Genomic DNA, 21,603 nt, shown 5'->3' with positions numbered 1-21,603 from the left:
GCGGGGTGGAGCAGCTTGGTAGCTCGTCGGGCTCATAACCCGAAGGTCGTCGGTTCAAATCCGGCCCCCGCAACCAAATACAAGACGATAGATTGAGTACTTATTTAGTATACAATTGTTAAGTCGTCTACGGATGCGCCGCTTGATTCAACGCCTGCTTCTCGCAACCAATCACATCGCTCTTTTCATAATGCTGCGAAGCATGAATCCCCAAAAGCTAAACTTTTATCCGCATCATATGATGTCGGACGATTTCGTTTGTGTTTAAAACACGATATGAATCGGCTGACGTACAAGTATGATGAGGCTTCGCGTGTTTTATCTACTTTAATTAACAGAGTTATCCACATACGTCGTTCTGTGGATAAGTTGGTTGATAAAGTGTTTTTAGCTTGACTTTTTATGATGGGGAAGAAAGATCTTTTCTCTAAAGTGAAGTTGAAACAACAAAGAAATATCAATTAAATCTTTGTTATATAAAGAAAAAATAAGTTTTTTGTCGGATCGAGTACGTTAAAATACGATCATTAACTGGTATTTTTTTGATCCTAGTCATTTCTCCGAGCTGTGTTTAACTTTTTTCTGCTAGCTTGTTTTTCTTGAATCTCAAATTTTTTTCCACATTACAAAATTGAGAACAAGGTCATGAATTGAACATGCAAAAGTACTTTCAATCTCTTGCATATAGACTACGCTCTATGCGTCTCTCGGCAGTCCCTTCTCGACTATCCTTATTAAGCGTTGCTTTTTCGTCTCTATAGATGAATTACTCTCAGTGGGGAGTTGATTCAGTTGCTCTGTCAAAGCCCATTTAATGTGCTCATCAAGTAATTTATTTTCACCTTGCCGACTTTCCAGCGCATCTATGATTCGCTGACTATATTCTGCATTACCAAGTGCGACAGCGATGTTACGTAGCCACTGTATATGACCAATACGACGGATAGCGGAGCCTTCCATATTTTTTAGAAAAGTCGCTTCATCCCAGTTAAACATGTCGACGAGGTCAGGGTTTTTGAAACTGTCACGACGGTGGAAATCATCTTGCTCCGTTATGTCGGCGTAGCGGTTCCATGGGCAAACCAATTGACAGTCGTCACAACCATAAATGCGGTTACCCATTGGCTTTCGAAACTCTTCAGGAATCACGCCATCGAACTCGATGGTGAGATAAGAGATACAACGCCTGGCATCGACAACTTTGTCTTCAACGATGGCTTGTGTTGGGCATGATGTAATGCATGCTTTGCATTTACCGCACTGATCAACGCTTGGCTCATCTACGGGTAGTGGTAAGTCGATAAGTAGTTCACCTAAAAAGAACCACGATCCACAGTCTTGATCTAAAATCAGGGAATGTTTCCCGGTCCAACCTAAGCCCGCTTTTTGGGCGAGAGGTCGCTCTAATATTGGTGCGGAATCAACGAAAGGTCGGTAACCATATTGACCAACCTCTTGTTCAATAAGTTTGCCGAGCTTATTTAGCTGCTTTCTGACGAGCTTGTGATAATCGCGCCCTAGTGCGTAGCGGCTAATATAGGCATGACTTTTATTCGCGAGGTTCGAAGCGAATTGAGCCTCTGGTGGCAGATAGTCCATCCGGACGCTGATAACACGAACGGTTCCCGGGAGTAGCTCATGGGGTCTAGCACGCATCATACCGTGACGAGCCATCCAATCCATGGAGCCGTGATAGCCTGCATCAAGCCATTTTTGTAGTGCTGCTTCATGTTCACTCAGATCAACGTCGCAGATCCCAACTTTTTGGAAGCCGAGTTCTTTTCCCCAAACTTTGATTTGTTGTGCGAGTTGTTCGTAGTTCATGTTAACCACCGGAATAAAGGGGGCGGATCTTAACGGATCTCTGGCTTTGGTGCTACCCAGTTAGGTACGTTTTTGATGTTGTGAATACTGCTTATTGAAGTCATTTGCATATATTCTAAATCTAGGTCGATACTAAGATGATTAAGATACCGTTTATTGGATACTTTTTTCGCACATATGACATTTGAAAGCTTGTCTCTCAAAACCAACACGGTTTACTATTCCTGTTCTTTTGATTTTTATATAGTCAACGATCATTAGTTAGAGAAGCATCAATGAGCACGAAACAATTCAATTTAAAAGATGAGCATGAAACGGTTGCACTAGGCACCGCTTTGGCTCAGCTTTGTTCCCAGCAAACCACAATTTATCTGCATGGTGATTTGGGTGCAGGTAAAACAACCTTTAGTCGTGGTTTTGTCCGTGCTCTTGGTCATCAAGGTAACGTGAAAAGTCCAACTTATACTCTAGTCGAACCGTACCAGTTGGATCCGTGGCAAGTATATCACTTCGACCTTTATCGTCTTGCGGATCCTGAAGAGCTTGAGTTTATGGGGATTCGAGACTATTTCACAGACGATGCGATTTGCTTGGTTGAATGGCCTGAAAAAGGGCATGGCTTACTGCCACAACCGGATCTTGATGTAAACATTCGCTACCAAGGTGAGCAACGTGTAGCCGAACTAACAGCTAATAATGATTATGGTGTGCAGTTACTCAGTCGATTGGAGCTATGTTGAGTTTTTCAAATTTTAGAGTAGTGGCGACGTTTGTCGCCACTTTTCTCCTTCTCATCCCCAATTTAGCATTTGCTAACGTCGTTAAGAGTTTTCGAGTTTGGCCTTCACCTGATGAAACACGTGTTGTCATCGATTTAGGCTCGGAAGCTGACTATTCCTATTTCTCTTTATCAGGGCCGGATCGCCTTGTCGTGGATTTAAAAAGCACGACTATGCAGGCCAAACTGCCTGTTACTGTTACGGATAGCCCTGTTTTAAAACTGGTACGAAAAAGCTCGCCTCCAGAGAAGGGCACTTATCGTTTGGTGTTTGAACTAAAAAAGAGCGTTCAAGCGGAATTATTTAAATTAAGCCCAACACCAGGTGGGCAGTATGGTCACCGCTTGGTGATTGATTTACCGCACGGTAAGAAGGAATCGACCTCTAAACCGAGTAAGCCAGCGGCGGCCAGCAAAGACATGAGTTCAGTTCAACGAGCTCAAGAAGTGTTAATTGTTATCGACCCTGGTCACGGTGGGGAAGACCCTGGCTCTATTGGCCCTTCACGTCGTAAGTACGAGAAAGATGCGGTATTGAGTATCTCAAGAAAAATTGCTGCTCAGCTCGATGCGACTCCTGGTATTAAAACGCGCATGACTCGTACGGGAGATTATTTTGTAAACTTAAACCGTCGTGTCGCGATTGCTCGTGAAAATGATGCGCACTTGCTGATCTCCATTCACGCAGATGCGTTTACTTCACCGAAGCCTCGCGGTGGATCGGTCTTCGTACTAAATACTCGTCGTGCAAATACCGAAATTGCTCGTTGGGTCGAGAACCATGAGAAACAGTCTGAGTTATTGGGCGGCTCGGGTAATGCGTTCTTCACGAAGACAAAAGATCGTAACGTGAACCAAACTTTGTTGGACTTGCAGTTTAGTCATTCACAAAAAGAAGGTTATAAGCTGGCAACAGAAATCCTAGGTGAGATGGGACGTGTTGCGCACCTGCATAACACCAAACCGATCAACACCAGCCTTGCGGTTTTACGCTCTCCACAGATTCCGTCTGTGCTAGTGGAAACGGGCTTTATTTCTAACCCAACAGAAGAGCGTTTACTGTTTCAACGAGCGCACCAAGATAAGTTAGCTCAGGCTATCACTAAGGCGGTCGTCAAGTACTTAAAAGATAACCCACCAGAGGGTACGGTGTTCTCGCCTTCAGCGAAGCCAATGGTACATATTGTAAAGCGTGGCGAGTCATTATCGGTGATCGCGAACAAATATGGGCTTAGCTCTAAAGCGCTGATGTCGGCAAACAACTTGAAGTCGACAGGCTTGGCAATTGGTCAGAAGCTCAACATTCCTTCTGCTGGTACGATTAAAGTGCCAAGTAAACCGATTACTGTTGAGACAGAAACCATTACGCACAAGGTTAAGTCTGGTGAGTTCTTAGGTAAGATTGCGAATCACTATAAAGTGAAGGTTTCAGATATCCGCCGAGAGAATAACTTGAAGTCAGATACCTTGTGGGTAGGGCAAAAGTTGAAGATAACGGTCGCGGTAAAAGATAAACCGATTCGTAAGCACAAGGTTTCTCGGGGTGAGTTCCTTGGCAAAATAGCGTCCAAATACGGCGTTAGCGTATCGAGCATTCGTAAAGCGAATAACTTACGCTCTGATCAGCTAGCGGTTGGGCAAGTCCTGATCATTCCAAACAAGTAGGTGAGCTTCTAACTCATTATGACGATTAAAATTTTGCCAGCCAGACTTGCAAACCAAATCGCCGCAGGGGAAGTGGTCGAAAGACCTGCTTCTGTGATTAAAGAGCTGGTTGAAAATAGTCTTGATTCTGGCGCAACTCGAATCGATATCGATATCGAGAAAGGAGGCGCAAAGCTGATTCGTGTTCGTGATAACGGAAAAGGTATCGCGAAAGATGAACTTGGCTTAGCGCTCAGTCGTCATGCGACATCTAAGATACATACCTTAGATGATCTCGAAGCCATTATGAGTCTAGGTTTTCGCGGTGAAGCGTTAGCCAGTATTAGCTCAGTCTCGCGTTTGACGCTCACGTCGCGTCCTGCGGCACAAGAAGAAGCCTGGAGTGCCTACTCCGAAGGGCGTGATATGCAGGTGAAGCTTAAGCCAGCAGCGCACCCGATTGGCACGACTGTTGAGGTGTTGGACTTATTTTTTAATACTCCAGCGCGTCGCAAGTTTCTTCGTACGGAGAAAACCGAATTTGCTCATATTGATGAGTTATTGAAACGCATTGCGTTAAGCCGCTTTGATGTCACCATCAATGTGCGTCATAACGGCAAGATCATCCGTCAATATCGCGCGGCGAAAAATCAGCTTCAAACCGAAAAGCGTATTGCTGCTGTCTGCGGTAATGCGTTTGTGCGGCATATGCTCAGAATCGAGCTTGAGCATCAAGGGTTAAAGTTACATGGGTGGATTACCACACCAGAGGGAGCAAGGCAGCAAAGCGATTTACAATATTGCTATGTGAATGGCCGAATGATGCGTGACAAATTAATCAATCACGCGATTCGTCAAAGCTATGAAATGAGCTTAAAGCCAGATCAGTTTGCTGCGTATGTGCTCTTTATTGAGCTAGATCCGCACCAAGTAGATGTGAATGTTCACCCTGCTAAGCATGAAGTGCGTTTCCACCAAGCTCGTTTGGTGCATGATTTCATCTATCAAGCTTTGACGGATGCACTTTCACAAAGCGCCGTGATTGATAAACCACAGGTGAATGAATCGGCATTTCATCGCGTGGAACCGACTGAGTCTGAAGAGATTGAGCATTCGCCAGAGCCTGAAAAAGTACAAGAGCCAGCATCTTCACCAGTACCAGAACGGGTTTATCAAGCGATAGAGAGTACACCGGCTTATCCTGGACGCAGTGATTATGAAGTGAAGCCTCGTAATAGCGGTCCTAGTGAAACCTCCGTGCGAGAGGCGCGCGTAGTGGAGTCATTCAAACGTAATGATTGGGTGGAATCCAAACCCGCACCAAAGCCAAGTCACAGTAAAGAGCGCCACGTAGAACTAGCGCCAACTAAACAAGAAGTACGCGCTTATCACGAGCTGTTGAAAACGCCAGAGTTTGAGGTTCAGGCAGTCACTCCAATAGCGCCCCAAACGATAACTTCGCACACATCAATGCCATCGATTACTGCATTAGGCAAAGCGCTGATGGTGGTCGATGAACAATTTGTTTTGATGGGCAGTGACAGTGGGGCGGCGTTAGTCTCGTTACCTAGAGCAGAATTTTATCGTGTAAAAGGCCAGCTCACTCCAAGCGATGGTGCACTCAAGGCACAACCTCTGCTTGTTCCTCTATCTATTAAGTTAGAGGCCGAATTAGTGAGACTGGCCCAAGATTATCAACAAGATTTGGCATTGCTTGGTATTCAATTGAAAGCGAGAAACGAGCACGCCTTAATGGTGATGGGCGTCCCAGCTCCGCTGCGTCAACAAAACTTACAAAATTTAGTACCAGATCTGTTATCTTACGCGCAATCTTGTGTGAACGAAGGTATAGCAGCGGCTCAGATGCTGTCTGAGTTGATAGATTGGCTCGCATTACAGGTCACGACAGTGAAGAGTCACTATACTTTTTCTGAAGCCATTCAAATTATTGCGGAACTTGAACAGCTAAGACATGGTCAATTGCCATTAGAAGATACAAAATTCGTATCCGCTGTTGATTTCTCTGCCACGATAGCCAAATTAAAACCATGACAGATAAACTACCTTTGGCGCTATTTTTAATGGGGCCAACTGCATCAGGCAAAACTGAGCTGGCGATTCGTCTTCGTCAAAAATTTCCGGTTGAGATCATCAGTGTTGATTCTGCTTTGATCTACAAAGGGATGGATATCGGTACGGCGAAACCGGATGAAAAAGAGTTAAGTTTGGCGCCTCATCGCTTGATAGATATTTTGGACCCAAGTGAATCTTACTCTGTCGCCGACTTTCGTCGAGATGCATTGAGAGCGATGGATGATATTGTTGCAGAAGGAAAAATTCCACTTCTTGTGGGTGGAACAATGCTGTATTACAAGGCGTTACTTGAAGGTTTATCACCACTTCCTGCTGCAAATCCTGAAATTCGTCAGCAAATTGAACAAGAGGCATTGACTAAAGGTTGGTCAGTGTTGCACGATGAACTCAAAGAGGTTGATCCTGTGTCAGCCGCGAGAATCCATCCCAATGATCCCCAACGTTTATCTCGGGCATTGGAAGTTTTTCGCATTTCAGGTAAAACTTTGACTGAATTGACTCAAACGAAAGGTGAAAGCCTACCATACCGAGTCAAGCAGTTTGCAATAGCTCCCAAGGATAGGGCAGAACTTCACCGTCGGATTGAACTCCGTTTCGAGAAGATGATGGAAGCGGGCTTTGAAGAAGAAATGAAAGCGTTACATTCGCGAAAAGATCTTCACCCCGATCTTCCTTCCATACGATGCGTCGGTTACCGACAGATGTGGGAGTATTTAGATGGGGAGTGTACACGTGACGAAGCGGTATTTCGTGGCGTATGCGCGACTCGTCAATTGGCCAAGCGTCAAATCACCTGGTTACGCAGCTGGGATGATTTAACTTGGTTGGATAGCGAGAACATTGAACAGGCATTAGAAACGATGTCGGAAGCAATAGCATCTGATTGACATAGCTGTGTATAATGTGATCGTTTTTGCGTGAACGCACTCTCAAAGGATCTGTTGTTGGCGGTTTTTATACTATGCTGCTAATTACTTAGAGTGCATTTTTGATTCGTTTAGCTCAGATGCAAAAGCCGTATCTTTTGCATTGCACCACTAGCTAAATAATTACAACTACAAATTAAATAAGGAAAATAAAAATGGCTAAGGGGCAATCTCTACAAGACCCATTTCTAAACGCGCTACGTCGTGAGCGTATCCCGGTATCTATCTACCTTGTGAATGGTATTAAACTACAAGGTCAGATCGAATCATTCGATCAATTTGTGATCCTGCTGAAGAATACTGTTAACCAAATGGTGTACAAGCACGCGATCTCAACAGTTGTGCCGGCTCGTCCAGTGAGCCATCACAGCGGTGAACGTCCACAAGGTGAGCGTCCACAAGAGAAATCTGAAGATTAATTCTTCATCGAGTATTTTTAAAATAAGGAGTTGATTGCTTGTTTGACCGTTATGAATCCGGTGAGCGAGCCGTACTTGTTCATATCAACTTCACGCAAGAAGGTGAATGGGAAGATCTGGCTGAGTTCGAAATGCTGGTTTCTTCTGCTGGGGTAGAGGCGCTACAAGTGGTAACTGGTAGTCGTCAATCCCCACACCCGAAATACTATGTCGGAGAGGGTAAGGCCCAAGAGATTGCTACAGCGGTACAATCAACGGGTGCCGAAATTGTGATTTTTAATCACGCCCTCTCTCCTGCCCAAGAACGTAACCTCGAAGCACTGTGCCAATGTCGAGTTCTCGACCGCACTGGTCTTATTCTCGATATCTTTGCTCAACGAGCTCGAACACACGAAGGTAAGCTACAGGTAGAGCTGGCTCAACTTCGTCATATCTCTACTCGTTTGATTCGTGGTTGGACACACCTTGAAAGGCAGAAAGGTGGTATCGGTTTACGTGGCCCGGGTGAAACCCAGCTGGAAACCGACCGTCGCTTATTGCGTGACAGAATCAAAGCCATCCTGCGACGCTTAGACAAAGTAGCGAAGCAGCGTGAACAAGGGCGCCGCGCCCGAAATCGAGCTGAAATCCCAACGGTTTCACTTGTGGGTTACACCAACGCGGGTAAGTCGACACTCTTCAACCGTATTACAGAAGCTGGCGTGTACGCGGCTGATCAATTATTTGCTACTTTGGACCCGACTTTACGTAAGATAGAGTTAGCAGATGTTGGTCCTGCCATCTTGGCAGACACGGTTGGTTTTATTCGACATTTGCCACACGACTTGGTTGCGGCCTTCAAGGCAACCTTGCAGGAAACGCAAGAAGCTGACATTTTGTTACATGTTGTTGATGCCAGTGATGAGCGTTTTCGTGAGAATATTCAAGCTGTTCATGAAGTACTAGAAGAGATCGACGCGCATGAAGTGCCGACTCTGGTTGTCATGAACAAAATCGACAATCTAGATTCGCAGAAACCACGTATAGAACGAGACGAGGAAGGCGTACCTCGCGCAGTTTGGGTTTCAGCAATGGATGGGTTGGGCATTGATGTCCTGTTTGAGGCTCTGACGGAACGTCTGGCGTCACAAATGGTCGAGCATCAGTTGCGAATTCCTCCACAGTATCAAGGACGATTCCGTAGTACCTTCTTCCAAATGAAGTGTATTCAACGTGAGGAATATGACCAGGATGGTAACTTGTTGATCGATATTCGAATGCAGCAAGTAGATTGGTCTAGACTTGAAAAAAGAGAAGGGGCAGTTTTGACTGGCTTTATAGTCACTTAAAGGACTGCTACAGTATAACGTCATATCAAATGATGGAGCTTTCTAATGGCGTGGAATGAGCCTGGAAATAACAACGGCAACAATGGCCGCGATAATGACCCTTGGGGTAATAATAATCGTGGTGGCCAGCGTCCTGGTGGCCGAGATCAAGGTCCGCCAGATTTAGATGAAGTGTTCAACAAACTGAGTCAAAAGCTGGGCGGCAAGTTTGGTAAAAAAGGCGGCGGTGGTTCTCCAATCGGCGGCGGTGGTGGTAGTGCAATTGGCTTTGGCGTGATTGCTCTGATTGCTGTTGCGGTTTGGTTTTTCGCTGGTTTTTACACCATCGGTGAAGCAGAGCGTGGTGTTGTACTGCGTTTAGGTAAATACGATCGTATCGTAGACCCAGGTCTTAACTGGCGTCCTCGCTTTATTGATGAGTACGAAGCGGTAAACGTACAAGCGATTCGTTCACTACGTGCATCTGGTCTAATGCTGACCAAAGATGAAAACGTTGTAACAGTTGCGATGGATGTTCAGTACCGAGTGACTGACCCATACAAATACTTGTACCGTGTAACCAATGCAGACGACAGCTTGCGTCAAGCAACGGATTCTGCACTACGTGCAGTAATTGGTGACTCATTGATGGATAGCATTCTAACCAGTGGTCGTCAGCAAATTCGTCAAACTACGCAAGAAACACTGAACCAAATCATTGATAGCTATGATATGGGTCTGGTACTTGTTGATGTGAACTTCCAGTCTGCTCGTCCACCAGAGCAAGTGAAAGATGCGTTTGATGATGCAATCGCAGCACGTGAGGATGAAGAGCGTTTCATTCGTGAAGCTGAAGCATACAAGAACGAAATCTTGCCTAAGGCAACGGGTCGTGCAGAGCGTTTGAAGAAAGAAGCACAAGGTTACAATGAGCGTGTCACTAACGAGGCTCTTGGTCAGGTAGCACAGTTCGAAAAACTACTACCAGAATACCAAGCAGCGCCTGGTGTAACGCGTGATCGTCTGTACATCGACGCAATGGAAGAGGTGTACTCAAGCACTTCGAAAGTGTTGATTGACTCGGAATCAAGCGGCAATCTTCTTTACCTTCCAATCGATAAGTTGGCGGGACAAGAGGGCAAAGCAGATACCAAACGTAAATCGAAGTCATCTTCAACCTATGATCAAATTCAACTTGAGTCAGATCGTACACAAGAAGACACTTCGAACACGCAGTCTCGTTCAACAGGTTCACGTCAAGGGAGATACTAAGAATGCGTAAGTTAATGATCCCTGTACTGGTAATCGCACTGGCATTAATGTTGATGTCTTTGTTTGTGATTCCTGAAGGTGAGCGCGGTATCGTGGTTCGATTTGGTCGTGTCTTGAAAGACAATAACGACATCACTCGAATTTACGAGCCTGGTCTGCATTTCAAGATGCCTTTGTTTGACCGTGTTAAACAACTTGATGCACGTATCCAAACAATGGATGGTCGTGCCGACCGTTTCGTAACGTCCGAGAAAAAAGACGTTATCATTGATACCTACGTGAAGTGGCGTATTGAAGATTTTGGTCGCTACTACCTCGCGACAGGCGGTGGTAACTCGCTAACGGCAGAGGCACTACTTGAGCGTAAAGTGACGGACGTGCTTCGTTCTGAAATCGGTGCTCGTGAAATCAAACAGATCGTATCTGGTCCACGTAACGATGATGTGCTACCAGAAGACGCAAGTGCTGATGTTGTCGCAACTGAAGCGGCTCGTGAAGCGCTTGAGATTGATGGTGAACGCGACCTAATCATGTCTGAAGTATTGAAAGACACGCGTGAAAGCGCAATGAAAGACTTGGGGGTTCGTGTCGTTGATTTCCGAATGAAGAAAATCAACCTGCCTGATGAAATCAGTGAGTCTATCTACCGTCGTATGCGTGCGGAGCGTGAGTCTGTTGCTCGTAAGCACCGTTCTCAAGGTCGTGAAAAGGCGGAAGTTATTCGTGCTCAAGCAGAACTAGAAGTAGCAACTATTCTAGCTGAAGCTGATAAAACTGCGCGTGTGACACGAGGTGAAGCGGATGCTGAGGCTGCGAAGATTTATGCTGAAGCGTACAACAAAGACCCTGAGTTCTTTAGCTTCCTACGCTCGCTACGTGCGTATGAGAAGTCCTTCAGCTCTAAGAGCGATATTCTGGTGCTTGATCCGAAGAGTGAGTTCTTCCAATACATGAACCAGTCGAAGGGCAGCATGGAGAAATAATCTCCGCGTCTTATTGAAATAAAAGGCTCCTTAGGGAGCCTTTTTTGTATCTGATGCTAAGTGCTAGCTCATCATGATGGCGATGACGGCTCCAGCAACTACTAGGCAGCCACCGATGCGTCGTAGCTGATTGTTGGGTTGTTCACTTAATTGAACCACCATATTCCGCCAACCGTTAGGAGCAATCAGTGGCCCAATGCCTTCCATGATCAAGACGAGCCCAATCGCCAACCATATGGATTCAGACATAGCGCTTTCCAGTCGAATAGAGAAAGCTAAATACTATCAGTGATATGCTGATTTCAAAATGAACAAAGCGGCAAGATGACATTCTGGTAGCGACTCTGTGAACAAAAAATGACTGCAAGAAGTGAGATTCGGTGCTAGAATCCATTTTTAACTAGCAATCAGACTTGGAAAGATGGGAAATAACGTAGTCGTTCTAGGCACCCAATGGGGTGACGAAGGTAAAGGTAAAATCGTAGACCTTTTAACTGAAGATGCAAAATACGTGGTACGCTACCAAGGCGGTCACAACGCAGGTCACACTCTCGTAATTGACGGTGAAAAAACCGTTCTTCACTTAATTCCATCAGGTATCCTTCGCGATAACGTAAAATGTGTTATCGGTAACGGTGTTGTACTATCACCTGAAGCTCTACTTAAAGAAATGAAGCCTCTTGAAGAGCGCGGTATTCCAGTACGCGAGCGTCTTTTCATTTCTGAAGCATGTCCGCTAATTCTTCCTTACCACGTTGCAATGGACCAAGCTCGCGAAATCGCTCGCGGTAAAAAAGCTATCGGTACTACTGGTCGTGGTATCGGTCCAGCATACGAAGATAAAGTTGCTCGTCGTGGTCTACGCGTTGGCGACCTATTCGATATGGCGACTTTCGCAGAGAAGCTAAAAGAAGTCATGGAGTTCCATAACTTCCAACTAGTTAACTTCTACAAAGCGGAGCCAGTAAGCTACGAAGAAGTACTTGAGCAAGCGAAAGGCTACGCTGAGCTACTAACTTCAATGGTTATCGACGTAACTGACGAACTAGACGCAGCACGTAAGCGCGGCGACAAGATCATGTTCGAAGGCGCACAAGGTACACTACTTGATATCGACCACGGTACTTACCCGTACGTAACGTCTTCTAACACGACAGCTGGTGGTGTTGCTGCAGGTTCTGGTTTTGGTCCTCGTCACATCGGTTACATCTTGGGTATCGCAAAAGCGTACTGTACTCGCGTTGGTGCTGGTCCATTCCCGACTGAACTATACGACGGTTTAGATAAGCAAGATCCAATTGGTAAGCACTTAGGTGAAGTTGGCCACGAGTTCGGTGCGACAACTGGTCGTCTACGTCGTACAGGTTGGTTCGATGCTGTTGCTATGCGTCGTGCAATCCAAATCAACTCTGTATCTGGTTTCTGTCTAACTAAACTAGACGTACTAGATGGTCTAGAAGAGCTAAAAATCTGTACTGGTTACAAGATGGAAGATGGCTCTGTGCTAGAAGTTTCTCCGATGGCTGCTGAAGCATTCGAAAAAGCAACGCCAATCTACGAAACAATGCCTGGTTGGTCTGAGAACACATTTGGTGCTAAGTCACTAGATGCTCTACCACAAGCCGCTCTTGACTACATCAAGCGTATTGAAGAGCTAACTGGCGTTCCAGTAGACATCATCTCTACAGGTCCTGACCGTAACGAAACTATCATCAAAGTTCACCCATTCGAAGCTTAATTGATAGCCGTTAAAGATTGCAAAAGCCGACCTTCTGGTCGGCTTTTTTGTATCTGAACAAAAACAGCGTGACTCTCATATGGCAAGCTTTTGCCGCTGAGCCTAAATCAGAGGCAAAAATTGTCTAAAGCTTAGCTGTTTTTTGCCGATAAGGTTATCAAGCAGAGGAGATCCTTCACCGATCTTTGGTTTCTTAGATACCTTAAGGGTACGTTTATGAAGTTACGAACAGTGGCTGCTTCACTGTTGTTGACCTTGGTTGCTACCACAGTGAAAGCCAATGTTGCTGATGTGGGGGCACCAGTTCCGATCTATACCGAAGCAGAGCTGATAAAGCTTATTGAGCAAAATAAGCACTTACAACGTGTGCGCGCTGATAACTGCCAGCTGGTGGAGGATATCGTAGCTCGTGCGACTCGAATTAACTTACCCGCTTATGAATTTCTGTACGGAGATATGTTGGCTTGGGGGGTGTGTGTCGAGCAAGATGTCGAACTGGGTCTTTACTACATCGAAAATGCAGCGCATCAGGGGTTACCAGCTGCACTAGAGCAGATTGGCCGATACTATTCGCGTGGCACTTTAGTACAGCAAGATAAAGAACGTGCAATTCCATATTTGCGAGAAGCTGCGTCAATGGGAAACCTAAACGCGCGTATTCATCTGGCCGAGTTGCTTTTACGTGATTATGGCAGTCCACTCGATTACGAAGATGCGTATCGTTGGTTATATAACTCTGTCACAGCAGATAAGCGGCAGCATAAGCGCATAACTGTATTGAGAAACGGCCTTGAACAGCGCATGCCACAAAACGTTATTGCTCGAGCTAAACGGCGAGACACCTTTTGGTAACGCTTCAATATTGCAAACAACTTCATACAACAAAGCCCACGTCACGTGGGCTTTGTTGTTTTCCCGATAGCTGATAGCGCTTAAACCACTTTGTGTGGACCGAAGCATTCGTAATGGAATTGCTCTTCTGGTACGCCAAGTTCTAATAGCTGTTTCGCTATGTGCTGCATAAATCCTACAGGGCCACAGAAGTACACCTGCACGTTATCTTGCTTTAATGCAGCTTCAATTTCATACAGATTGACAAAGCCCGTGAAGTGGAAGTCTTCACCTAGTTTGTCTTCTGCCGTTGGTTGGTTATACCAAATGAGCGCGTTCATATTTTCTTTTTCTGCAACGAGTTGGTTTACGTGTTGCTTGAAAGCATGCTGTTGGCCATTTTCGGTTGCATGAACCCAGGTTACAGGTGCTTGATGTGCTGAGAGACTTTCTAGCATTGACAGCGTTGGAGTAAGTCCCACACCAGCAGATATTAGAACAACGGGTGTTTGTGGTTCGGCATCCATAAAGAAGTCACCGGCAGGGGCCGCAAGCTGCACTTTTTCGCCAATGTTCAGGCTATCGTGCAGGTAGTTCGACACTTTTCCGCCTTCTTCACGTTTTACCGAGATACGGTAAGTGTTCTCTTGGACCGCAGAAGACAGACTATATTGGCGAATTTCTTGGTTTTCTAACTGGTCACTGTTGATGTAGATGCCAAGGTATTGTCCCGGTTTATACGGCGCCACTTTTTGACCATCGGTTGGCTTGAATACAAAGCTGCAAATGTGTTCGCTCTCAATCTTTTTATCGACTAATTCAAATTCGCGTAGACCGCGCCAGCCGCCTTCCAAAGCTTCATTTTGTTGGTAAATTTGTTCTTCGCGCTGAATAAATACATTCGCAAGTACGCCGTAAGCCTCAGCCCAAGCATCCAACACCTCTTGACCTGGATTAAAAAGCTCATCGATTGTCGCAAGTAAATGCTTACCAACGATTTGGTACTGATCTTCTGTGATCAAAAAGCTCGTGTGCTTATGCGCAATTTTCTCTACTGCGCCAAGCAGAGCTGGCAAATTTTCAATATTGGCAGCATAGGCACAGATAGCGTTGAATAATGCTTCACGCTGATCGCCGTTACGCTGGTTACTCATGTTAAAAATATCTTTCAACTCAGGGTTATGAGTAAACATACGCTCGTAAAAGTGCGCGGTCAGTTTTGGTCCTGTTTCGGCGATGAGTGGTGCGGTCGCTTTGACGATCTCGATAGTTTGATTGCTGAGCATAAGGGCTTCCTACTTTAAGTTGTATTTATAATGCATGTTTAAAGTTGTATCTCAAATGTATCTTTCGATCAAGAAAAGATTTACACTTTTATCGATAGCTCAAGTTTGGGGTTTTAGCATCACCAGCGGGTTATTGAGTCGCACTTTGGGAGAGAATATGCAGTTAACTAGTTTCACTGATTATGCGTTGAGAACCTTAATTTTCTTGGCTTCGTTGCCGGAAGATGAGTTAACCAGCATTACCGAAGTGACGGATTTATTTGGTGTGTCACGCAACCATATGGTTAAAGTTATCAATCGGTTAGGGCAGTTGGGTTATGTCCATACCGTGCGCGGAAAAAACGGTGGTATCCGGCTGATGAAGCCAGCGTCTGAAATCACAGTTGGTGGTGTTGTGCGCGATTTAGAGCCGTTAGATTTAGTCAACTGTGGTGTGGATTTTTGCCATATTACCCCTGCTTGCCGCCTCAAAGATAAATTGGCGAAAGCAAAAAGTGCCTTTCTGGCGGAGTTGGATAACTGCACGATTGAATCCTTGCTCAGTGACAATTCTGAACTTTTGATCTTGCTGGCTCGTCCTTAACTCATTTGCATGCCTAGAGTCGATCTCGATCATTCTTTTTTCAAAGCAATTCTGTAGCTTATCGAGAGACTCAGATATACTAGCCATATACCTTCCTTGCTAGATAGGCGTGCCTATGTCAGACAATATTCCAAACGATCCTTTTGCAGATCGTGAATCCAAAAATTACGAAAATCCAATTCCAAGCCGAGAGTTTATCATCGAGTTTCTAGAGCAAGCGGGCGTTCCAATGAATCGTAACGACTTGTTTGAGGCACTAAAGCTTGAGGGCGAAGAGCAATACGAAGGGTTGCGTCGTCGGCTACGTGCGATGGAGCGAGATGGCCAACTGGTGTTTACCCGCCGTCAGTGCTATGCATTGCCTGAAAAACTTGAAATGGTGAAAGGTTACGTGATTGGTCATCGTGATGGCCATGGTTGGGTACGTCCAGAAGGCAGCGTCGGCAAGGATGATGATATTCTGTTACCGCACCATCAGATGAAGAACATCATCCACGGTGATTTTGTCTTAGTGCAACCGACAGACAACAGCAAGCGCGGCCGCCGTGAAGGACGTTTGGTGCGTGTGCTAGAGGAGCGCAATGATCAAATCGTTGGTCGTTTCTTCCTTGAATATGGATACTCCTATGTTGTCCCAGATGACTCGCGTATCAGCCAAGATATCCTGATCCCAAATGAGCACAAAGCGGGTGCACGCATGGGTAACGTAGTCGTAATTGAAATTACTGATCGTGGCTCACGCTCACGCGGCATGATGGGTAAAGTGGTTGAAGTCCTTGGTGAAAACATGGCACCAGGTATGGAAACACAAATTGCGATTCGTACACACCAAATCCCTCACGAATGGCCAGAAGCCGTCGATAAACAAATCGAAAACTTAGGCGAAGAAGTACCAGAAGAAGCGAAAGTTGGTCGTGTGGATCTACGTGATTTGCCACTAGTGACCATTGACGGCGAAGACGCACGAGACTTTGATGATGCCGTTTACTGTGAAAAGAACAAAGAAGGTGGTTGGCGTTTATGGGTAGCGATTGCTGACGTCAGTTACTACGTTCGTCCTGACTCTGCGTTGGACAAAGAAGCGATCAATCGTGGTAACTCAGTATATTTCCCTTCGCAAGTTGTGCCAATGTTGCCAGAAGTACTGTCGAACGGTCTATGTTCGCTTAACCCGCAAGTAGATCGCTTGTGTATGGTGTGCGAAATGACCATTTCCGATACAGGTAAGCTGTCTGGTTACAAGCATTACGAGGCGGTGATGAACTCGCACGCTCGTCTCACATATAGCAAAGTGAGCGCGATTCTAGAAGGGGATGAAGAACTACGTGAGCGCTACCAGCCGCTTGTTTCTCATCTAGAAGAGTTGCACAAGATGTACAAAGTGCTGAAAGAAGCACGAGATCAACGCGGTGCAATCGAATTTGAAACCGTTGAAACCAAATTTATTTTCAATGCGGAACGTAAAATCGAAAGCATTGAGCCAGTAATTCGTAATGACGCGCATAAGATCATCGAAGAATGTATGATTTTAGCCAACATTGCTTCGGCATCGCTGGTAGAAAAAGCGAAAGAGCCCGCGCTTTATCGTATCCACGAATCTCCAGGTGAATTACGCCTGCAAGGTTTCCGTGACTTCTTAAGTGAACTTGGTCTTGAGCTAAAAGGTGGTTTAGAGCCTTCACCAACGGACTATGCTGATCTCGCACGTCAAATCTCCGGGCGTCAAGATCAAGAGTTGATTCAGACCATGCTGCTACGCTCAATGAAGCAAGCGGTATACAACGCAGATAACGCGGGGCACTTTGGGTTGGCATTGAAACGCTATGCGCACTTTACGTCGCCAATTCGTCGTTACCCTGACTTGTTACTTCACCGTGCAATCAAGTATCTGATTGCTAAAGAAGAAGGTCGTAATCAAGATCGCTGGACACCAACAGGTGGCTATCATTACTCGTTTGACGACATGGATTTTTACGGCGAACAATGTTCGATGACAGAGCGCCGTGCTGATGATGCAACACGTGATGTTGCGGATTGGCTGAAGTGTGAATATATGCAAGACCACGTCGGTGACGAACTAGACGGTGTTATTGCTAATGTCACTAGCTTTGGCTTCTTTGTACGTTTAACGGATTTGCACATCGATGGTTTGGTACATATTTCTACCCTTGCGAACGACTACTATCAATTTGACCCGATTGGTCAACGACTTATTGGTGAAAGTTTCGGTAACATCTACCGCTTAGGTGATGCAGTAAAAGTAAAAGTACTGGCTGTTAACCTCGATGATAAGCAAATTGACTTTGAATTGGTCGAAACAAGTCGTAAGCTACGCGGCGAAGGTAAGACTGCGAAGAAACGCGCAGCGGAAGCAAAGCGCAAAGCGAAAGATAAAAAACGCGCTGCGACTCGCTCTTCATCGAAGGAAGGTGGCGCGGCTCGTGCAGTTCCTGCGATAGAGCCAACTAAACGCCCAGAAGAAACGGGCGCAACGAGTAAGCGTAATGGCCCAAAACGTGGTGACGCCGAAGGCAACGAGAAGCCTAAAGTGAAAAAAGCACGTAAAAAGAAGCCGCACAGTAAGCCGAAGAAAACCAAGCGCACTAAAAAAGAAGCGCAGTAGTAGGTTGAAGCGCCAACTTAGTTCAAACTTGGTTGGCGCAGGCAATACGACCAGAACAACAGGTTAAACAATGAGTAACGAATTTATCTACGGCATTCACGCAGTGAAGGCGGTATTGGAGCGCGAACCAGAGCGTTTTATCGAGGCGTACGTTTTAAAAGGTCGTCAAGATGATCGCCTAATGCCAATCCTAAATGATCTTCAGGTTTGTGGTGTTTCTATTCAGCAGATGACACGTAAAACTTTGGATGACAAAGCGCGCGGTGCAAATCACCAAGGCATCATCGCTCGTGTGAAACCAGCGAAGCAGCTGAATGAGAACGATATAGATGACATCCTGGCGCAGCACGAATCACCACTGCTATTAGTGTTAGACGGAGTGACCGATCCACACAATCTTGGTGCGTGTTTACGTAACGCAGATGCGGCAGGTGCTGCGGCGATCATCGTACCGAAAGATCGTTCTGCGCCAATGAATGCGACGGTAAGTAAAGTCGCTTGTGGTGCAGCTGAAGTCGTACCATTGATCCGAGTAACGAACTTGGCTCGTACTATGCGTACATTGCAAGAGAAAGGCATCTGGTTTGTTGGTACTGCGGGTGAAGCAACGCACGACATCTACCAAGCCAAACTGACTGGACCCCTTGCTATCGTAATGGGGGCAGAAGGTGACGGTATGCGTCGTCTGACTCGTGAAACCTGCGACGATTTGATTAAGATCCCAATGGCTGGTAGCGTTTCAAGCTTGAACGTATCTGTGGCATCCGGCATCTGTTTGTTTGAGGCAGTTCGTCAGCGTATTGCTGCAAAGTAACGACGAAACAAACAGTTACTGTAGAATCAGACATAATGATAAAAACAAAGGATGGGGTGCCATCCTTTGTCGTTTTCACCGATTTATAAATAAAAATCCTCAGGGAAGTTATGACTCAACAAGACATTAAATTCATCGCCTTCGATCTAGATGGTACTTTGCTTGATAGCGTGCCAGATCTAGCTGTCGCGGCAGACCAAGCAGTACAGGCGCTTGGCTTTCCATCGGTTTCAGAAGAACAAGTTCGTGATTACGTGGGTAACGGTGCAGACGTGCTTATTGGTCGCTCATTAAGCCAAAGCCTGACCATCAACCCGGAGCTGAGTGAAGAGCTTCGTGCTAAAGCGCGTGTATTGTTTGATGATTACTACGAGCAAAGCGGTCACAAGCTAAGTCATCTTTACCCAACGGTAAAAGAGACACTAGCAGAGCTGCACAAAGCGGGCTTTGTTATGGCGTTGGTGACTAACAAACCTTCAAAGTTTGTGCCTGACGTTTTGGAAAAGCACGACATCGCAAAATACTTCGTTGATGTCCTTGGCGGTGATGCATTCCCAGAGAAAAAACCAAACCCAGTAGCATTGAACTGGTTGATGGAAAAGCACCAAATCCAACCAAGTGAAATGCTGATGGTTGGCGACTCGAAAAACGACATTCTCGCAGCAAAGAATGCAGGCTGTGCCTCATTTGGTCTGACATATGGTTACAACCACGGTGAACCTATTTCAGCATCAAATCCAGATTTCGTCGCTGACAGTTTGGCAGAATTATTGGACGTTGTAGCGGTTTCTGCATAACGGCTACAAAAGAGCTTCCAAAATACTCGTTAATGAGTACACTGAGTAAACCGTGCACCTATTACTGCACGGTTTTTTTCATTTAATTAGATTAAGAAGTCAAAGGAATCATTCTAATGAGCAAACCCATTGTATTGAGTGGTGTTCAACCTTCAGGTGAACTAAGTATCGGTAACTACTTGGGTGCTCTACGTCAATGGCAGCAGATGCAAGACGATTATGATTGCCAATATTGTGTGGTAGACCTTCACGCGATTACGGTTCGTCAGGACCCTAAAGCGCTGCATGAAGCAACTCTAGACGCACTGGCAATTTGTCTGGCAGTTGGTGTTGACCCGAAGAAGAGCACGCTATTTGTTCAGTCACATGTACCAGAGCATGCTCAATTAGGTTGGCTTCTTAACTGCTACACTCAAATGGGTGAGCTGAGCCGTATGACTCAGTTTAAAGACAAATCGGCACGTTACGCGAATGACGTAAACGTCGGTCTATTTGACTACCCGGTGTTGATGGCGGCTGACATTTTGCTTTACGGTGCACACCAAGTACCTGTAGGCAGTGACCAGAAGCAACATCTAGAATTAGCGCGCGATATCGCAACGCGTTTCAACAATATTTACTCGCCAGAGCAGCCAATCTTCCAAGTTCCAGAGCCTTACATTCCGACAGTAAATGCGCGTGTAATGAGCCTTCAAGACGCAACGAAGAAGATGTCTAAATCTGATGACAACCGTAAGAACGTTATCACGCTGCTGGAAGAGCCTAAGTCGATCCTTAAGAAGATCAACAAAGCGCAAACCGATACCGAAACGCCACCAAGTATCCGTCATGATATCGAGAACAAGGCGGGCATTGCTAACCTAATGGGTTTGTACTCTGCGGCGACAGGCATGAGCTTCGAAGAGATTGAAGCGAAGTACCAAGGCGTAGAAATGTATGGCCCATTTAAGAAAGATGTTGGTGAGGCAGTTGTAGCAATGCTTGAGCCAATTCAAGCAGAATATCACCGTATTCGCGCTGATCGTGCTTACATGGACGAGGTAATGCAGCAAGGCGCTGAGAAAGCCTCGGCACGAGCGGCTGAAACGCTTAAGAAAGCATACGAAGCAGTAGGTTTTGTAGCTCGCCCATAGTTGCTAAGAACGAATACGAAAAGCTCCACTTTGGTGGAGCTTTTTTTATGCCTGTATTACTGAAATGGTGTGTCTTTCATACAGCGTTCCATGTCGTAATATTCAACACGTCCTCGAGCCCCTAGAAAGGCAGACTTCACAACCATGCCTCTATCAATGAAGTAACTAAGCTGTACGCATGATATATCGTAGCTGAGTTCTTTAATTCTCGCTGGAATCCAGTAGGTTCCTGGCGTTCTTAGACGCTGAGTAAAGGTAATAACACCCTCGTCACTGACTTCTAGCTCTTCAATACCATCCAGTTCATTTTTGGCTGATTCGATGATGTCTTGATTCGCCGTAGGTTGAAGTGGCTCACTGGCGGTCAACTGACACCCCGCTATCAAGCCAAGTAGGGAGAGAGCTAGCACACTGCGTTGAATTTTTTTCATTTGTCGTTCCTGGGTTTACAGCTAATGAGATCTTATTGTCTCGCGCAGGTGTTATATCTTTTGTGTATGTTTTTGGCTAGTGAGTAATGAAAAGTTATTGAATAAATCATGAAAACTTTG

General features: G+C 45.7%; 19 protein-coding genes. 15 read left to right on the top strand and 4 right to left on the bottom strand.

From position 1 onward, the window contains the following. Nucleotides 1-696 precede the first annotated feature (696 nt). Nucleotides 697-1,824, bottom strand: coding sequence for a tRNA epoxyqueuosine(34) reductase QueG (gene queG, locus R7127_RS21640; RefSeq protein ID WP_005381370.1), 1,128 nt, complete (start codon nucleotides 1,822-1,824; stop codon nucleotides 697-699). A 275-nt stretch (nucleotides 1,825-2,099) separates the two neighbouring features. Between queG and tsaE the strand changes: the two genes are divergently transcribed. The 8 genes from tsaE (at nucleotide 2,100) to hflC (ending at nucleotide 11,247) form a co-directional block, all read left to right on the top strand. Next, nucleotides 2,100-2,564 carry a tRNA (adenosine(37)-N6)-threonylcarbamoyltransferase complex ATPase subunit type 1 TsaE gene (tsaE, locus tag R7127_RS21635; RefSeq protein ID WP_172563466.1) on the top strand — a complete coding sequence of 155 codons (465 nt, stop codon included), beginning with the start codon at nucleotides 2,100-2,102 and terminating at the stop codon, nucleotides 2,562-2,564. Then, nucleotides 2,558-4,267: an N-acetylmuramoyl-L-alanine amidase gene (locus R7127_RS21630; protein ID WP_182039808.1), complete on the top strand. Its 1,710-nt coding sequence runs from the start codon at nucleotides 2,558-2,560 to the stop codon at nucleotides 4,265-4,267. Before tsaE ends, R7127_RS21630 begins: the two co-directional genes overlap by 7 nt. A gap of 18 nt (nucleotides 4,268-4,285) precedes the next feature. Continuing rightward, nucleotides 4,286-6,298: a DNA mismatch repair endonuclease MutL gene (gene mutL / locus R7127_RS21625; protein WP_182039809.1), complete on the top strand. Its 2,013-nt coding sequence runs from the start codon at nucleotides 4,286-4,288 to the stop codon at nucleotides 6,296-6,298. Continuing rightward, nucleotides 6,295-7,227, top strand: a complete 933-nt coding sequence (gene miaA / locus R7127_RS21620; protein WP_054577180.1) for a tRNA (adenosine(37)-N6)-dimethylallyltransferase MiaA — start codon at nucleotides 6,295-6,297, stop codon at nucleotides 7,225-7,227. Before mutL ends, miaA begins: the two co-directional genes overlap by 4 nt. Before the next feature lie 194 nt (nucleotides 7,228-7,421). Next, nucleotides 7,422-7,685 carry an RNA chaperone Hfq gene (hfq, locus tag R7127_RS21615; RefSeq protein ID WP_005381379.1) on the top strand — a complete coding sequence of 88 codons (264 nt, stop codon included), beginning with the start codon at nucleotides 7,422-7,424 and terminating at the stop codon, nucleotides 7,683-7,685. A 38-nt stretch (nucleotides 7,686-7,723) separates the two neighbouring features. Next, nucleotides 7,724-9,013 carry a ribosome rescue GTPase HflX gene (gene hflX, locus R7127_RS21610; RefSeq protein WP_005381380.1) on the top strand — a complete coding sequence of 430 codons (1,290 nt, stop codon included), beginning with the start codon at nucleotides 7,724-7,726 and terminating at the stop codon, nucleotides 9,011-9,013. 45 nt (nucleotides 9,014-9,058) lie between these two features. Continuing rightward, nucleotides 9,059-10,264: an FtsH protease activity modulator HflK gene (gene hflK / locus R7127_RS21605; protein WP_017633728.1), complete on the top strand. Its 1,206-nt coding sequence runs from the start codon at nucleotides 9,059-9,061 to the stop codon at nucleotides 10,262-10,264. A gap of 2 nt (nucleotides 10,265-10,266) precedes the next feature. Beyond that, the gene (hflC, locus tag R7127_RS21600; protein ID WP_005381382.1) at nucleotides 10,267-11,247 is read left to right on the top strand and encodes a protease modulator HflC; all 981 of its coding nucleotides are present in this window, start codon (nucleotides 10,267-10,269) and stop codon (nucleotides 11,245-11,247) included. A 63-nt stretch (nucleotides 11,248-11,310) separates the two neighbouring features. Here hflC and R7127_RS21595 read toward each other — a convergent pair whose 3' ends face one another. Then, the gene (locus R7127_RS21595) at nucleotides 11,311-11,496 is read right to left on the bottom strand and encodes a DUF2065 domain-containing protein (protein WP_206971467.1); all 186 of its coding nucleotides are present in this window, start codon (nucleotides 11,494-11,496) and stop codon (nucleotides 11,311-11,313) included. A gap of 172 nt (nucleotides 11,497-11,668) precedes the next feature. Here R7127_RS21595 and R7127_RS21590 point away from each other — a divergent pair, with 172 nt between their 5' ends. Together R7127_RS21590 and motX are read left to right on the top strand one after the other, a co-directional pair. Further along, entirely contained in the window at nucleotides 11,669-12,985 is a 1,317-nt protein-coding gene (locus R7127_RS21590; protein ID WP_005381385.1) for an adenylosuccinate synthase, read from the top strand. Between the two features lie 216 nt (nucleotides 12,986-13,201). Next, nucleotides 13,202-13,837 (top strand): flagellar protein MotX, encoded by a 636-nt coding sequence (motX, locus tag R7127_RS21585; RefSeq protein ID WP_005381388.1) that lies wholly within the window; start codon nucleotides 13,202-13,204, stop codon nucleotides 13,835-13,837. 80 nt (nucleotides 13,838-13,917) lie between these two features. On the opposite strand, the gene hmpA is transcribed toward motX, so the two are convergent. Next, nucleotides 13,918-15,102: an NO-inducible flavohemoprotein gene (gene hmpA, locus R7127_RS21580; protein WP_047103962.1), complete on the bottom strand. Its 1,185-nt coding sequence runs from the start codon at nucleotides 15,100-15,102 to the stop codon at nucleotides 13,918-13,920. A gap of 157 nt (nucleotides 15,103-15,259) precedes the next feature. Here hmpA and nsrR point away from each other — a divergent pair, with 157 nt between their 5' ends. The 5 genes from nsrR (at nucleotide 15,260) to trpS (ending at nucleotide 21,052) form a co-directional block, all read left to right on the top strand. Then, complete coding sequence (gene nsrR, locus R7127_RS21575) at nucleotides 15,260-15,685, top strand: nitric oxide-sensing transcriptional repressor NsrR (protein WP_017633731.1); 426 nt, start codon at nucleotides 15,260-15,262, stop codon at nucleotides 15,683-15,685. A 115-nt stretch (nucleotides 15,686-15,800) separates the two neighbouring features. Continuing rightward, nucleotides 15,801-18,308, top strand: coding sequence for a ribonuclease R (gene rnr, locus R7127_RS21570; protein WP_017821742.1), 2,508 nt, complete (start codon nucleotides 15,801-15,803; stop codon nucleotides 18,306-18,308). Between the two features lie 70 nt (nucleotides 18,309-18,378). Beyond that, a complete protein-coding gene (gene rlmB, locus R7127_RS21565) occupies nucleotides 18,379-19,122 on the top strand; it encodes a 23S rRNA (guanosine(2251)-2'-O)-methyltransferase RlmB (RefSeq protein WP_005381395.1) in 744 nt (247 codons plus the stop codon). Between the two features lie 110 nt (nucleotides 19,123-19,232). Further along, a complete protein-coding gene (locus R7127_RS21560; protein ID WP_005382834.1) occupies nucleotides 19,233-19,919 on the top strand; it encodes a phosphoglycolate phosphatase in 687 nt (228 codons plus the stop codon). 116 nt (nucleotides 19,920-20,035) lie between these two features. Then, entirely contained in the window at nucleotides 20,036-21,052 is a 1,017-nt protein-coding gene (gene trpS, locus R7127_RS21555) for a tryptophan--tRNA ligase (protein WP_005381398.1), read from the top strand. Between the two features lie 56 nt (nucleotides 21,053-21,108). Here trpS and R7127_RS21550 read toward each other — a convergent pair whose 3' ends face one another. After that, nucleotides 21,109-21,483 (bottom strand): hypothetical protein, encoded by a 375-nt coding sequence (locus tag R7127_RS21550; RefSeq protein WP_005381401.1) that lies wholly within the window; start codon nucleotides 21,481-21,483, stop codon nucleotides 21,109-21,111. Nucleotides 21,484-21,603 lie beyond the last annotated feature (120 nt).

It is taken from the genome of Vibrio sp. 1159 (genome assembly GCF_033340395.1).
GTDB lineage: Bacteria > Pseudomonadota > Gammaproteobacteria > Enterobacterales > Vibrionaceae > Vibrio > Vibrio alginolyticus.
This window is presented reverse-complemented; position numbering and strand designations above follow the sequence as displayed.